Raw genomic sequence first — 14,611 nt, forward strand, 5'->3', positions numbered from 1 at the left:
TTGGCAAAGTGTCTGCCAAATTTCTCAGCCCAAAGTCGCACGGTCTGGTGAGAGACGATGACGCCACGAGCTGCCAGCATATCCTCGACCATCCGCAGGCTGAGCGGAAACCGGAAATAGAGCCAAACGGCATGGGCAATCACCTGCGCCGGAAATCGGTGGCGACGATAAAGAGGATCACGGCAAAATCTGGTCATGCCGCCAGATCCCACATTTTGATCGATGCCCGGTTAACGTTACGGTGCCCTGAATTGACGTCGTCTCCTGCTTTGCGTGTCATTGCGAATTCCCCTTTTTTGATGGTGACTTCGAGAATGGTTGTTTTACAGGATATTGGATACAATAATCATGAGAGTCAAACGAATTCGTCCCACCGCCGCTTGGTTCGATCGGCTTGTGGGGATCTTGCGGAGGCGTTGCGGGTATCCGGATCGGCTGCGTTCGCGTCAGCCGATTTTGGACGACCGGGGAAAATGCGCGCCCGACTTCGATGCAACGAAAGGCCGATCCAGCCGAGGCAGGATCAGCCGGCGGCCTCGCCCCGCTTCAGTTGGCTGACGATTTCTTCGGCCGCGTCGGCGACATGCTTCTTGAGCAGTCTCGATGTCTCGACCGCGTCACGCAGGCGATAGGCTTCGAAGATGTCACGATGCTCCTGCAGCGCCTTGGTCTGCGCCTTCAACGGCTCGATCTGCAGGCGCAGATAGCGATCCGCCGAACTGTAGAGTGTTTGAAGCACCGCCATTGAACGCGGTCGCATGGAGGGCTCCAGCAGCACCGTATGGAACGCCCAGTTGAGGCGGCTGAGTTCCTTCGGATCGCCCCTGGCGACGGCAGCCTCGTAGTCGTGAAGCGCCCGTTCGACGGTGGCGATGTCCTGATTGGACAGACGCGCGATGGCCTTCTTGACGAGGAAGGGTTCCAGCAGAAGCCGTGCGTCGAACAGGTCGATCGCATCGTCAGCCGACAGATCGGAGACGACTGCGCCACGATGCGCCCTGATGACGACAAGGCCTTCGGCTTCCAGCTGCAAAAGCGCCTCGCGCACCGGAATCCGGCTGACACCCAGCTCGGCAGCTATAGCCTCCTGACGAATCTGATGGCCGCCGGGATAGTCGCCGCCGATGATCTTGCCAGCTATGTATTCCGCGACCATCGCGGTAACGGTCTGGCGCTGCAGCAGGGGCTTGGGAGATGTCGGCATGGCAGGCGTTTTCCAGAATCGCTCTATTGATTGTACAATCGTATCCAATATTTCATGCCGATCCAATCTCCGCTTTTCAATCGGATTTTGAGGACTCCATCAGGCTCGCCGTGGTCACATGCGATCCGCGTAGTCGGCAATTTCGGGCGGCAGCGGTGCGCGTAGCCGCAAGCGGTCTACGAGCTTCTCCGCAATCATCATAGTCGGGCAATGCAAATTGCCGCTTGTAATGCGCGGCATGACCGACGCATCGATGACACGCAGCCCCTCGGTCTCTTGCACCCTGCCGTCGGTATCGACGACCGACATGTCGTCGACGCCCATACGGCACGTCGAGCATGGGTGGTATTGCGTACCGAGGTTTTCCTTCAGCCAGTCAAGCACTTCGGCATCGGGCATCGTCCTGAGCCCCGGCGTCAAGGCTTCGTCACGCATGCCGTCCCAGGCGCGCTGCTGGATAATCTCGTCGGTGTGACGCACGCCGTCGATCAGATCCCGCTGGTCCTGCGGATGCGCGAGATAGTTGGAAACGATCGACGGATGGGATCGGGGATCGATTGATTTCAGCGTAACGGAGCCCCGGCTCTTCGGCCGCACCAGGCAGGTTTGGTACTGGAACCCCTCCTCGATGTTGACTTTGCCGTGCATCAATTCGCCCAGCATCGGCAAAAACTCGTGCTGGATATTGGCATAGTCGGCGGCCTCGCTGCTCTTGAAGAACGTGCCCACTTCCCAAAGATTGGTCACGCCGAGGCCGGAGCGCAGAAACAGCCACTGCGCCCCGATCAGGCCCATCTTGAACATGCTCAGGTCCATGGCGGGAGAAACGCCCGGACGCGAGGCCCTCAGGCTGTGCCAAAACGCCAGCAGCCGGCCGCATCGCCAGCCAAGGTCGGCTGAAGCGAAGCGCCTCGTCTCAGTTCGGGGTAATCACCCTTGTTCCGAAGGTGTTCGCGGCGTGAAGGAGGTTGAAGGCCAGGATCGATAACGCGGCTTCCGCCTTCACCGCCCTGAGCCCTCTCGTCAGGAACCTTCCGCCGCCCGACATTCGTTTAATCGTGCCGAACGGATGCTCGACCGTGCATCGCCTGATCGTCATCAGACTGGGGTTAGCATGGATTCGGGCCTCCATGCGATCGAGAGCGCTTTGATCGACAAGCCGATGGATCGTGCGCTGGGCTCCGGGCGTGCACTTCGGCTTGAGGGCGCAGGTTGTGCAGGCCGAGGTACAATAGCGGATCGCTCGATTGCGAGTATGGATTCCGGACCGGCGCAGTGTTAGCCCGGCGGGGCAACGGATCGTGTCGCTGTCCTCATCGTAGAGGAATTGGAACGGTCGAAAATGTTCGGAATTCATCGCCCCGCGCTTGATCGGCGCAGCGACCTCGATGTTCTCGCGTTCGCAACGGGCGACTTCCTCAGCGTTTGAATAGCCGCCGTCAGTCAACACCTGGAGCTGTTCTACCTCCAGCACGGCCTTGGCCGCGACCGACATAGCATGAAGAAGATGGCTATCGTTCGCGTCGTTGTAGATGTCGTGGTGGACGATCAGTCCGCTCGCGACGTCGACGACGCTTTGCAGATTATATGAGGGAAGCTTCGGCGCATGGGCGTAACCCATCGGCTTGGCCTCGGGTTCACCAAACACGAGCACCTTCTCGTCCCGTTCTTCGAGTTCCTGCTGTCGCCGGGCCAGCCGTTCCTTCCGGCGCAACAGGGAGGCAATGGCGGTCTTGAAGCCCTCGCGGTGCAGCGGTTGATCTTCGAACCCCTGCGCGACGGTCTCGTCGATGATGTCCAGGCGGTCGAGATAATAGGCGATCTCTTTTTCGGTATGCGCGATGTCCCGCGCCAGCCGCTCCGCTCCGGCGATGTTCTTCGGACTGGCGGCGGCGCGCATCTTGGTGCCGTCGAGCGCGACCGATCGGCCGCCCACCAAATTCTGTTCGCGACAGAACAGCACAAACGCTGCGCTGGCCGCGACGATCGCGTCGGGATAGTCATGCCGGAACGCCGCAATGGTCCGATAATCTGGCACGAGCTGGCGCATCAGCCACATCGCCTCAAGGTCGCGCTTGCAGGTGCGCTCCAGATGTCGCGATGATCGGACCTGATTGAGGTAACCCCAGATATAGAGGCGCAGCATGTCGCCGGGATGATAGCCTGGTCGTCCGGTCGACGCCGCAATGGCACGCGTGAAGCCAAGCTTGAGCAGGTCCAGACTGTCCACGAAAGCATCGACGACACAGACGAGTGTGTCAGGCCCAACATAGTCATCGATACAAGGAGGAAGCAGGCTGGACTGATCTCGCGGTGTACCCTCAATGAAGCTCATAAAAACCTCGGCGACGTAGATCAGGAGATGCTTGATTCTACACTTGTTTGTTCGTGACAAAAAGCTTTGTTATGGGTTTCGAACACCTACGAATAGGCAAGATCTCGGCCCCTCGCAGACTTTATAGACTTCCACGAATGGTGGGGGAGCGGACTGACGGCTCGCGGGAACCCCCGTGGACCCGATCGCCTTTCCCGCTTCGCGATCGACAATGGCCTGTTTTTCGGCCGGGCACGCCGAGCATTAAGAAAATTCCACTACGCTCGCGCCGCCCTAGGGCCGAAGCATGGGGTGAATGGGGCGCCTAGAATCACGGGAGGAGTGAGCGATGAGTGAACACGTTTGGATCAGCCTTGTGCCGACGATGGCCGATTTCGTGCTGCCGGTGGAGACCGACGTCTCGCGCGAGCGGGTGGCTGTCGCGATCGCGGCGGGCAAGGCTAACAAATATGGCGAGCCCGTTGCTGCTACCTCGTGTCCCACGACCATCTGGCGCAAGCCCGATGGCGATTGGGATCCGTTGCATGGCAAGCCGGTACCCGACGTCTTCTTTGCTAGATCATTCTGGATCGTTTCGGAACGCGTGGCGCAAATATTGCGCCAGTTCGATCTGGAGCACGGCGCGCTGTACCCGGTTGCCGAGGGTGTCCACGAAATCGATGGGAAGACCCGCGATCCGCGGAACTTCTACACATGGACGTTCGGTAACAAAAAAATGGCATTCATCGAGAATCAGTCGCCAAACGTTCCCGGCATTTCCGACGATGAATATCGCGAGATATGCAAAAGCGTCAGCGAGTTGAAAGACGATGACGTTGGGGTATCGCGCGAGGCGCTTTCTGGTCCCGATGTCTGGGTCGACGTAAATCTGTGGTTTTCCTTGTTCTTAAGCAGCGCTGCGGGTGATGCGCTGATGGCGGCCGATTTGGGCGAAGCATTGGCTCTGCGGCGCTGCCGCGTGATCTGATAAGGGCGCCTAGAATCACGGGAGGAGCGAGTGATAAGGGAACGTGTTTGGATCAGCTTACTCCCGGTGATGGCCGATTTGATAATGCCGGTGGAAACCGACGTCTCTCGCGAGCGGACGGATGTCGCCGTCGCGGCTAGCGAAGCCAATCAAAATGGCGAGTCTGTTGCCGCTACCTCCTGTCCTTCGATCGCCTGGCTTAAGCCCGATGGCGATTGGCATCCGTTGCACGGCAAGCCGGTACCCGACGTCTTCTTTGCCGGATCGTTCTGGATCGTTTCGGAGCGCGTGGCGCAAGTATTGCACCAGTTCGATATTGGGGGCGGCGCCCTCTATCCAGTGAGTGAGGGGGTCTACGAGAAAGATCACAAGACCCGTGATCCACGGGAGTTCTACACCTGGATATTCGGTAATCGGAAGTCTTCCTTCCTAGAGGATCAGTCGCCTCAGGTTCCCGGTATCGGGAGCAAGGGGCGCCGGTCAATTTGTAAGAGCGTCAGTGAACTGAACGACGGCGACGTCGCCGTGTCGCGCGAAGTGCTCTCGGGTCCCGATGTATGGGTGGACGTAAAACTGTGGTTTTCCTTGTTCTTGAGCGACGCCTTGGGTGATGCGCTCATGGCTGCCGATTTGGGCGAAGCATTGGCTCTGCGGCGTTGCCGTGTGATCTGATCAAAAGCTTGGGGCGTCACCATGCCGGTCGATACGTTATCTCGAAGGCCGCCATTCGTTTATCGGCAAGAAATCGATTTCAGGCCATGAACGAATTACCGCTTTTGGCGTAGCTGTAGTCCATTCCAAAATGTTCGGAATTGGAGTCGGAAGCAGCGAAAAGGCGCATGCCGTTAGCGGATTTAAATCACTCGCTGCGTTCGCAGGGTTTTGGCACAGCCTGCCCTGTAACGCACCGAAACGGCGACGTGGTCGATGAGGCCCTTGCCCACTCCCGGCACATCCGCGACTGATTTGATGCCAAGGCCGCGAAGTTCGTTGGAGGGACCGACGCCCGACAGCAACAGAAGCTGCGGCGAATTGAAGGCGCCGCCGCACAGGACCACTTCGCGTCGGGCCTCGACGGTGTGGACCGTGCCATCCACCTCATAGGTGACGCCGACCGCGCGCCTGCCATCGAAGTTGATCCGGTGCACCAGCGCGTTCAGCTTGAGATCGACATTGCCCTTGCGGATTGCCGGCCGCAGATAGGCCCTGCCGCCGCTCGCTCGCACGCCCCTGTCGATATTTGCCTGGTAGATATGGACGCCTTCCTGGCGGTAGGCATTGTAGTCGGGGTTAAGGTCGTGCCCGGCCTGCTGCCCGGCTTCCAGAAACGCCTTGAAGACGGGCAAGTCGCCCTTGAGCGTGGTGATCGCGATGGGTCCATCACCGCCACGATAGGTATTGGCGCCCTTGTCGTAGGATTCCAGCCTCTTGAAGTAAGGCAGGCAGTGCGCATACGACCAGTCCGGCAGGCCACCCTCTGCCCACGCGTCGAAGTCGCGTGGATTGCCACGAACATAGACCATGCCGTTGAGCGAGCCCGAGCCGCCCAGCATCTTGCCCCTGACATGCGTGATCATGCGCCCGCCGAGCGCGGCCTCCGGTCCCGTCTCGAAACTCCAGGTCCGGCGCTGGCGGTCAGGGGGTAGGACATGGCGGCCGGCATGCGCACATAGATGGAATTGTCGCTTGGGCCGGCCTCCAGCACCAGCACGCGAACGCTCCTGTCCTCGCCTAGTCTGGCGGCGACGATCGAACCAGCGGCACCTGCCCCGACGACGATGTAGTCATACGCCTTGGACGTCATATCGGACTTACCTTCATTTGCGCTTGGTCGAATGTTTCGGGCCAGGCTGAGTTCCTACATCGCCCACCAGATGCTCTTGGTCCGCGAATATTGATCGAGCGAATGGATGCCCTTGTCCTTGCCGCCGAAGCCGGACGTCTTGAAGCCGCCGAACGGTGTTGTGAAGTCGCCTTCGCAGAAAGCGTTGATCGCCACGAAACCGGTGTCGAGCGCCGTCGATGCCTCGCGAATCGCGTCCGGACTCTCGCCGAAAACATAGCCGCTCAGGCCGTATTGCGTATCGTTCGCACTGCGGATCGCGCCATCGAGATCGTCATAGAACCTGACGGACAGAACCGGTCCGAAAATCTCCTCTCGCCAGGCATCGGCGCTTTCGCCGACATTAAAGAACACGATCGGCTCGACCAGGCGCGGCGACGCGCCGGTGAATTCGGCCGCCGACACGCTGATATCATTGTTGCGCTGCATCTCGCCATCGATGGCGCGATTGACCTTGGCCGCGTGGGCGTCGCTGACCAGCGGCCCGATGCGCGTGGTTGGATCGAAAGGATCGCCGATCGGCCATTCCTTCATCCTGACGACGAGCATATCGCGAAGATCGCCTTCCAGCGCGCGCGGCGCGAGAACCCTCGATATGGACGAGCAGAGCTGGCCGGAATTCATCAGGAAGCCGGTCGAAATGTCGTCGGCGAAACGGTCGAGCGACTTGACGTCCGGCAAGATGATGGCGGGATTCTTGCCACCACATTCCAGCGAAATTTCCTTCAGGTTCGAATCGGCCGAATAGTGCAGGAAACGCCGTCCCGTGGCGGTCGAACCGGTGAAATTGATCGCCGAGACATCGTCATGCAGACCCAGCGCCTTTCCGGCAACCGCGCCAGTGCCGGGCACGACGTTGATGACGCCAGCCGGGAAACCCGCCTCGATCGCGAGCTCTGCCAGCCGTAGCGTGGTGAGCGGCGTATCGTCGGCCGGCTTGCAGACGACCGTGTTGCCGGCGGCCAGCGCCGGGCCGATTTTGAGTGCCAGCGTGGTCAGCGGATAGTTCCACGGCAGGACGATACCCACCACGCCTTGCGGCTCGCGCACGATTTGGCTGAGCACGCCCTTGCGGCGGGTCGGACTGAGATCATAGGCGGTTTCAGCCAGGCTGGCATACCAGCGCAGCACGCCGACCGTTGTCGGCAAATCGTCATTGTAGAAATGCAGGATCGGCTTGCCGACATCGAGGCTCTCGAGAAGCGCCAATTCGAGCCGATTTCTTTCGACCGCATCCGCCAGCGCACGGATCAGCGCCGCATGTCCTTCGTGCCCCATCGTTCCCCAGTCCGCCTTGAGCGCGGCGCGGGCCGCCTGAACCGCAAGATCGACCTGCCTTTCGCTGGCAAAGGCGACTTCGCTGATCGTCTCTCCGTCGAACGGAAACGTGATGGTTCTGACGTCGCAGCCGTCGTCGCGGGAAAACCCGCCGCCGATCCAGGACGTGTCCAGCCGCCGCGCCGTATCGCGGATCTGCTTCAGGTCGGACGCGCCGAACAATGGAATTTTGTGCATGCAATCCATCCCGGGCGCATCAGCCGGCTGTGGTCACTCGACTGGCGCAACCGAAAATGCGGATCCTCGTAAGTCTCCGAACCGGACCATGGCGTCCCCTCGGATCAGGCAGCCCGGCGCGACTGCATCTGCTTGAGTTGTTCGATTGTCGCTGTGATGGTGGCGATGACCCGGTCGCGCTCCTCGCCGGCCAGCGGCAATCGCGGCGCCCGTGTCCATTCAGGCGCGCCGTAGACCAGGTGCTCGGCCATCTTGATATACTGAACGAGCTTCACATGCGTATCGAGGTGGAAGGACGGCGTCATGATGCGGTAGAGATCGCGGGCCTTGGCGAAATTGCCGGCCGCGCACAGGTTGAATATCTGGACGCATTCCTTTGGCCAGGCATTGGTCATGCCCGAAACCCAGCCCGTTGCGCCAAGCGACATGCTTTCGACGATCTGGTCGTCGACGCCGCAGAAGATATCGAAGCGATTGCCCAAGGCGATGAACATGTCGGTGACACGGCGCACGTCGCCGGTCTCTTCCTTAACCGCCACGATCGTCGGGCAATCGGCGAGCACCTTGAGGATGTCGGGCGTGATGTCGACACCATAGGCGATCGGGTTGTTGTAGATCATGATCGGCAGGTCGGTGGCGCCGGCGATCGCCTTGTACCATTCAGCCGTTTCGCGCGGGTCGGTCTTGTAGCCGAGGCTCGGGAACACCATCAGGCCTTCGGCGCCATAGTTCTGGAAGGCACGCGCGCCCGCGATCGCCCCCGCGGTCGAGATCTCGGCAAGGCCGGAGAGAAGCGGAACGCGGCCGGCTACGGCTTCCCTGGCGGCGCGGATGACAGCTTCCTTCTCCTTCGGCAGCAGCGAAGCGTTCTCGCCCAGCATCGGCAGGACGATGATGCCTGAAACGCCGTTGTCGATCAGGCGGTCGATGCTCGCCTGTGTCGCTTCGAGGTTGATCGAACCGTCCTGCTCGAGCTTGGTCGTAACCGCCGGGAACACCCCCTGCCAATGCGTCATCGTCTGGCCTTTCCTTAGGACTCGCCTTTTGCCAATAATGTATCCAATCTACAATATTCTATCCGAAAGTCCACTGTGAAATCCGCGGTTTCGCCGGCAACCGCCACGATGCGAATGGGCTATGTCAGCCCGCCGAAACGAACGGAGCTCCTTCGAATTGCGGCACGGACACACGCATCCCCTCCTCCGCCGAACGTCTGATTGCCAGCGCCGTCGCGAGCGACGCAACACCATCCCAACCCGTCGCCGCCGGACGTTCGCCATGCAGCACCGCCGCGTTGAACTTGGCGATCGTGGCGGCGTAGAGGTTGGCAGGCTCGACCGGGATTTCCGTCATCTCGGTGCCGCGGCGAAGATAGACCCGACCGGCCGGCGACTCATCCAGAATGCCCCGGCCATAGATCGATCCCTCGGTGCCGTGCACCTCAAGCGCCGTTTCGTGATGGGCAAAAACCTGGCCTTCATGCATGTAGGCAATCAAGCCGGACGCGAAGCGGACAATGGATTGCGCCTGGTCCTCCACGCCGTTCTCGCCGATCAGGCTGCTCGCCTTCATCGACATGACCTCGATGGGTTCATCCGCAAGCACAAAGCGCAGAACGTCGACATTGTGCACGGTGAGGTCATAGATGACCCCACCTTGCGCCTTGTCCTTGGTGCGCCACGTCTGCAGCTCCTCGGGCAAATACTCGCAATACATCACGCGCGCGGCGAGCGGCCGCCCGATCCGGCCTGTCAGCACCAGGTCGCGGATGGCTCTGTGTGTCGCCGCGCCACGCATGTGGTGGTTCGTGCCAGGACGATGCCGGCCAGGTCGCAGGCTTTTGCCATCTCGATGGCATCGTCCAGCGTCAGGCCGAGCGGCTTTTCGCAAAGCACGTGCAGGCCCGCTGCCGCGGCCTCGAGCGTGTCCTCCTGATGCCTGTCATTGTTCGTCGAGACGTAGACGGCATCTATCCCGGTTTCGGCAAGAAGTGATTTCAGGCTTATAGCGGATACCGGAATTCCGAGATCGTCGGCGAATGCTCGGCCACGAGCAGCACTCCTGCTGACGATCGCCACCAGCTCCGCGTCCGGGACGGACTGGATCGCCTTGGCAACCCATGAGCGCGCAATCTGGCTTGCCCCAACGATTGCCCAGCGGACTTTGCTGCCTTGGGAGACGTCAGTCATGGAGTTCCCTCGAGATCGCCGGGCCGATCGAAAAATCGCTGAAGGTGACCTCGAAGCCTTCACGCTGCGGCGAGCAGCACATCATGCCGACATCGACCGTTTCAGAAGGCGGGAAATAGGCAAGCCGCACCGGCTTCCAGTGATTGTCCGAGCTATCCAGATATTGAACGCGGATTGCCTCGGCATGGCGGGTCAACCGGATCCTCACACCGTCCGGACCTGCCGGAATGCTGACCAGCGACCAGTCGGAGGCGTCGTTGGTGACGACGACGGAGAAATACATCAGCCCGTCAGTGAACTCGATGCCGGCCTTGACCCAGTGCGTCTCGCTCAACCGGGTCATCAATCCGGCCTGGTCGTAGAGAACCTTGTAGTGGCCCTTGACCGTAACCTCGGCGCTGAAGTCGCCCTCGACCTGCCGATAGAGGAAGTGACCGCTGTCGCGCCAGAAGTCGTAGAAGGTCTCGCGCCAGAAATCGGTCTCCTTGCCGGTGCGCACATGCACGTCGTTGCCGCCGAAAGCATGATGCGGCGGCGGGTTGAGCCAGGTCAGCCCCGTGGTTTGAGATGTCATCGGCTCGCTCGCTGTTCGTGCTGCATGATGTCGGGCGCTACCTGAACCAGGTATCCGACAAGCGATAGCCCTCGGGAAACGGATCCTCCGGATCCACCCCGTAATGGCTTACTCCGGTCAGCCAGGCACGTCCGGAAATCTCTGTCACCACCGCCGGCATATTGCCCGCCATGGCCGTTTCAACGATACGGCAATCGAAGACTGTGTCGAGAATCGAGGTATGCCGGAACTTCTCGCCCACCGCGAGGTCGCCGCGCGCATGCAGCAAGGCCATCCGCGCCGAAGTTCCCGTGCCGCAAGGACAGCGGTCGAGCCTGCCGGGAGAAACGACCACGGCGTTCTTCGACGTCTTCACTCCATCGACGATCCGCAACCGGCCGCCGAATTCCGTCTGGTTGATGGTGTTGATCGATGGATTCTCTGGATGAATCGAGGGAAGCTGTCCGGCCGCCGCAGCCTTGATGCGCTCGCCGAGTTCGATTAGGTCGCGCGCCTCGTCGCGGGCCAGCGTCACGCCGACGTCCTCGGCATCGACAATGCAGTAGATCATGCCGCCATAGGCGACATCGACCCGTAGCGACCCTATCCCGGGCACATCGACCATCCGGTCGCGATGCATGACGAAGGACGGGATATTTCGGAATGTGATGCGGCGGCACTTGCCGCCGCTGCAATCCGCCGTGACCTCGACCAGGCCGGCCGGCGTATCTACCCTGACGATGGTGTTGGCGCCGCGCATGGGGATCATGCCTGCCTCGAGGGCGACGGTGACCGTGCAGATCAGGTTCGAGCCCGACATCGGCACGAAGTAATCGGACTCCATGACGATCATGCCGATATCGGCGTCGGCGCGTATGGGGGGCGTTATCAGGTTGACGGCTGCATTGACACTGCCGCGCGGGTCGAACAGCAGCATGTTGCGAAGCCACGCGCTGTCACGCTCCAGATTTTCCATGCGCTCGAACATCGTAGCACCCGGCGGCGGCAGGACGCCGCCTGTGATCACCCGGCCCACCTCGCCCTCGGCGTGGGCTCCGACGACTGTAATGACGCGATCCAGATTCATTGGCTTGCATACTCCTATCTGCGGCGAGAGCATCGCCTGTCACCGGTCGGCGATTGGCCTGCCACAGGTCATCTGACGTAATACACGCGACAGGCCTGAAGTTCTGTTTTCGCGCATGTCGCAGCCCTGTTCCGCTGTAACGGCTTGAATTGCATCCAATATATTGGATTATTGCTATGTCGGCCTTTTGTCAACGCCCTTCCCCCAGCCGAACGGGCTCCCATGTGTCCGGAACGGACCCGCGGAAAAATGGCGCACCCGACAGGATTCGAACCTGTGACCTCTGCCTTCGGAGAATGGATAGTGGCTTTCGCCGAACCTATCCGATTCTATCCGAATACGCGCTATGCCACTGAAATCACAAAACAAATTTGAAATCGATCAGCGCCGACGGTACGACGGGGCGGCTGAAAACCCTCCCTGCCGTGCTTACGCTTTGCTTACGCAGGGAATCTGTCAAGGAGACACCCAAGCATGGCGAAGCTGACCAAACGAACCGTCGATGCCACCGATATCAGGTCCTCGGACTATGTTATATGGGACGAAGAGCTACCCGGCTTTGGCTTGCGTGTCTTCACTTCGGGCAAGCGAAGCTATGTTCTGCAGTACCGCACCGCAGGCCGCTCGCGTCGCTACACCATTGGGCTGCACGGAGGCCAGGCGCGAGGCGAAAGTCCTCGGCCAAGTCGCAAGAGGCGGCAATCCCGCCGAGGAGCGCAAGCTCGATCGCGAGGCGATCACTGTCAAGGAACTCTGCACCCGTTACCTCGAAGACCTCAAGAATGGGCTGGTGCTTGGGAAAAGGGGGCGACCGAAGAAACCCACGACAATCTCCACCGATGTCGGCCGCGTCGAGCGCCACATCGTTCCGCTGCTGGGCAGTCCACGGGTGCGGGATTTGGCCAAGTCCGACATCACCCAGGCCATGAAGGACATCATGGCGGGCAAGACACGCGCCAGCGTCAAAACGGACAAGCTGCGTGGGCGCGCGATCGTGCGCGGTGGCGCCGGTACGGCGGCCCGAACGATAGGGCTCTTCGGCGGCATTCTCAGCTATGCGGTTGAACTCGGTATCATCGAGCAGAACCCCGCCCATGGCGTTCGCAAGCCGAAGGACAGGATAAACACTCGCCGTCTTGGCGAGCAGGAGTATCGCACGCTCGGCGATATCCTGCGGAAGGGCCGTCGAGGACGGGCAATATGAGACTGCCGCGGAAATGATCCGCCTGATCGCGTTGACGGGCGGCCGACGCAGCGAGGTCATCGGTCTGCGCTGGGGCGAAGTCGATATCGACGGCAGTTGCCTGCGCTTGACCGACAGCAAGGAAGGAGCATCAGTGCGACCGATCGGTCTGCCGGTCCTCGAGTACCTCGAGGGTCGCCGCGACGAGGAACAGGGTGCCGAAGACTATGTCTTTCCCGGCTGGGAGGATGACACGGCATTCGGGAGCTTCCCTAGGCATTGGACGAAGCTACTCGAGAACACCGACCTGGCTGGCATCACACCGCATGTTCTGCGACACAGCTTCGCCAGCATTGCCAACGACTTTGGGTTCACCGAGGCGACGATCGCCGCCCTAGTTGGGCATTCACGAGGAACGGTGACGAGCCGCTACATCCACACCGTGGACACAGCGCTCGTCATGGCAGCCGACAGCATCGCTGGCTACATCCAAGGCCTGCTGGATGGCGTCGCCTTCAGCCACACTGCCTATGCGCTCGATCGAGCTTCCAGGAAGTTGGCGCTTGCCCACTTCCTGGGACAGGCGAAGGGGGCGGAGCATGCACATCGTGCTGCAGCCTGATCGGGCCACAATCGCAAAGTCTGCTTTGCGCCTCATGCACAAACCCACTTCGCTGAGGGTCACCCGATCTGCTCGCTTTGCAAGCTTGCGCCTGCCTCTACCGTATGGAGCATGGGCCTATCCGTCCCGTGCTCCATCGTAAAAGGGGTGAAATTCTCGTTGCCTCAGGCAAAAAGCCACATGCTCATTGCACCGCTACTGACTTGGGTCTTCACACGATGGAACAGACAGAAAAGCGCCCGTATATGCCGACTGAATTTCACGTCGCAACCATCACTGACGAGCGTGGCAAACTCGGAATTTTGACAATTCAGACCACTGAAGGTCGGCTCGATATTGCCTTGGACCACGAGGCGGCGGACGCGGTCGTCAATGCCATCGACGCAATTCATGCGATGCTTTGGGCTAATGAAAGCTGCTGGGTGAGCTTGTCCTAGTCAGACGGCTGGGTGCGCTCGGTGATGGCGAATGCCTGTAGGTTCTTCACCTTGCCAGTGTCCTGATCAGCATGTGAAATTATCGAGAAAAACGCCGCCTTGGCGATATCCTTCCTGGAGGCTTTGGGTGCTCTTTCCTGGCAGCCTTGAAAAGCTGCTTTGGCGACATCTCCGGCGTCACCACCCTCATCAGGGTGTCGCTGATCGCACTCATCTCACTCGCGTTCATATAAGAAGGTCCTCGCCTTTGTGCCGACTATATGGCCTGCTGCCGGTTCAGTGGACAGGCACTTAAGCTAACATCGCTATTTCCTCGAACTCAACCGGCGTGCCCAGCGTCGAGCGGCCCCGCTTGGGATTGTGCGCTCGATGTAGTCGAACGGCACCGTAAACTTAACGCTGTGAAAACAAGATCTGGGAGTGAGGCTTGGTTCATTCGGCGTGAAGGCGCGCGATTTGGCGCCATGCTTGATGGCAGTTGCTCGCAGTTCTCGATGGTGGGTGGATGGAATATCGTGGCGGGGAACGTTAAAGAGGTTGGCGATCGGGTCGTGGACGGAAACGAAACGCTGAAGATGTCGCGCTGACTTGAAGCGCTTCATGATCCTCTCCCGCCGTCGGATGGGTTGATGAGAGTTCTCCGCCCGATTGTTCAGGCCCTTGTGCGAGCGATGCT

The 14,611-nt window shown here is 60.3% G+C and carries 14 protein-coding genes and 3 pseudogenes; 4 read left to right on the forward strand and 13 right to left on the reverse strand.

Annotation, left to right across the window (positions count from 1 at the left end; genetic code table 11):
- From AC1D05_RS35230 to AC1D05_RS35245, 4 genes and pseudogenes are all read right to left on the reverse strand, one after another.
- Positions 1-197: pseudogene (locus AC1D05_RS35230) on the reverse strand (IS6 family transposase); the annotation flags it as partial.
- A gap of 326 nt (positions 198-523) precedes the next feature.
- Complete coding sequence (locus AC1D05_RS35235; protein ID WP_477447534.1) at positions 524-1,204, reverse strand: GntR family transcriptional regulator; 681 nt, start codon at positions 1,202-1,204, stop codon at positions 524-526.
- 114 nt (positions 1,205-1,318) lie between these two features.
- Entirely contained in the window at positions 1,319-2,008 is a 690-nt protein-coding gene (locus AC1D05_RS35240; protein WP_477447536.1) for a GMC oxidoreductase, read from the reverse strand.
- A gap of 112 nt (positions 2,009-2,120) precedes the next feature.
- Positions 2,121-3,539, reverse strand: coding sequence for an IS1182 family transposase (locus AC1D05_RS35245; RefSeq protein ID WP_477447538.1), 1,419 nt, complete (start codon positions 3,537-3,539; stop codon positions 2,121-2,123).
- Between the two features lie 328 nt (positions 3,540-3,867).
- On the opposite strand from AC1D05_RS35245, the gene AC1D05_RS35250 reads away from it, so the two are divergent.
- Both AC1D05_RS35250 and AC1D05_RS35255 read left to right on the forward strand, forming a co-directional pair.
- Positions 3,868-4,506 (forward strand): hypothetical protein, encoded by a 639-nt coding sequence (locus tag AC1D05_RS35250; protein WP_477447540.1) that lies wholly within the window; start codon positions 3,868-3,870, stop codon positions 4,504-4,506.
- 30 nt (positions 4,507-4,536) lie between these two features.
- Entirely contained in the window at positions 4,537-5,178 is a 642-nt protein-coding gene (locus AC1D05_RS35255) for an imm11 family protein (protein WP_477447542.1), read from the forward strand.
- Positions 5,179-5,360: 182 nt separating this feature from the next.
- Here AC1D05_RS35255 and AC1D05_RS35260 read toward each other — a convergent pair whose 3' ends face one another.
- The 8 genes from AC1D05_RS35260 to AC1D05_RS35295 all read right to left on the reverse strand — a co-directional run bounded on the left by AC1D05_RS35260 (position 5,361) and on the right by AC1D05_RS35295 (position 11,693).
- Positions 5,361-6,083 carry a GMC family oxidoreductase gene (locus AC1D05_RS35260; protein WP_477447544.1) on the reverse strand — a complete coding sequence of 241 codons (723 nt, stop codon included), beginning with the start codon at positions 6,081-6,083 and terminating at the stop codon, positions 5,361-5,363.
- Complete coding sequence (locus AC1D05_RS35265) at positions 6,080-6,310, reverse strand: NAD(P)-binding protein (RefSeq protein WP_477447546.1); 231 nt, start codon at positions 6,308-6,310, stop codon at positions 6,080-6,082. Before AC1D05_RS35265 ends, AC1D05_RS35260 begins: the two co-directional genes overlap by 4 nt.
- A gap of 54 nt (positions 6,311-6,364) precedes the next feature.
- On the reverse strand, positions 6,365-7,864 hold the full coding sequence (locus tag AC1D05_RS35270) for an aldehyde dehydrogenase family protein (RefSeq protein WP_477447548.1): 1,500 nt from the start codon (positions 7,862-7,864) through the stop codon (positions 6,365-6,367).
- Positions 7,865-7,968: 104 nt separating this feature from the next.
- Positions 7,969-8,880, reverse strand: a complete 912-nt coding sequence (locus AC1D05_RS35275) for a dihydrodipicolinate synthase family protein (RefSeq protein ID WP_477447550.1) — start codon at positions 8,878-8,880, stop codon at positions 7,969-7,971.
- A gap of 124 nt (positions 8,881-9,004) precedes the next feature.
- Entirely contained in the window at positions 9,005-9,661 is a 657-nt protein-coding gene (locus AC1D05_RS35280; RefSeq protein WP_477447552.1) for a Gfo/Idh/MocA family protein, read from the reverse strand.
- The gene (locus AC1D05_RS35285) at positions 9,616-10,053 is read right to left on the reverse strand and encodes a Gfo/Idh/MocA family protein (RefSeq protein ID WP_477447554.1); all 438 of its coding nucleotides are present in this window, start codon (positions 10,051-10,053) and stop codon (positions 9,616-9,618) included. Before AC1D05_RS35285 ends, AC1D05_RS35280 begins: the two co-directional genes overlap by 46 nt.
- Positions 10,046-10,627, reverse strand: a complete 582-nt coding sequence (locus AC1D05_RS35290) for a DUF1349 domain-containing protein (RefSeq protein WP_477447556.1) — start codon at positions 10,625-10,627, stop codon at positions 10,046-10,048. Before AC1D05_RS35290 ends, AC1D05_RS35285 begins: the two co-directional genes overlap by 8 nt.
- A gap of 37 nt (positions 10,628-10,664) precedes the next feature.
- Positions 10,665-11,693: a proline racemase family protein gene (locus AC1D05_RS35295; protein WP_477447558.1), complete on the reverse strand. Its 1,029-nt coding sequence runs from the start codon at positions 11,691-11,693 to the stop codon at positions 10,665-10,667.
- 474 nt (positions 11,694-12,167) lie between these two features.
- Here AC1D05_RS35295 and AC1D05_RS35300 point away from each other — a divergent pair.
- Together AC1D05_RS35300 and AC1D05_RS35305 are read left to right on the forward strand one after the other, a co-directional pair.
- Positions 12,168-13,498, forward strand: a pseudogene (locus AC1D05_RS35300) (tyrosine-type recombinase/integrase).
- Positions 13,499-13,716: 218 nt separating this feature from the next.
- Entirely contained in the window at positions 13,717-13,935 is a 219-nt protein-coding gene (locus AC1D05_RS35305) for a hypothetical protein (protein WP_477447560.1), read from the forward strand.
- 432 nt (positions 13,936-14,367) lie between these two features.
- Here AC1D05_RS35305 and AC1D05_RS35310 read toward each other — a convergent pair.
- Positions 14,368-14,611: pseudogene (locus AC1D05_RS35310) on the reverse strand (DDE-type integrase/transposase/recombinase); the annotation flags it as partial.

The organism is Mesorhizobium sp. P2_E9 (assembly GCF_056403815.1).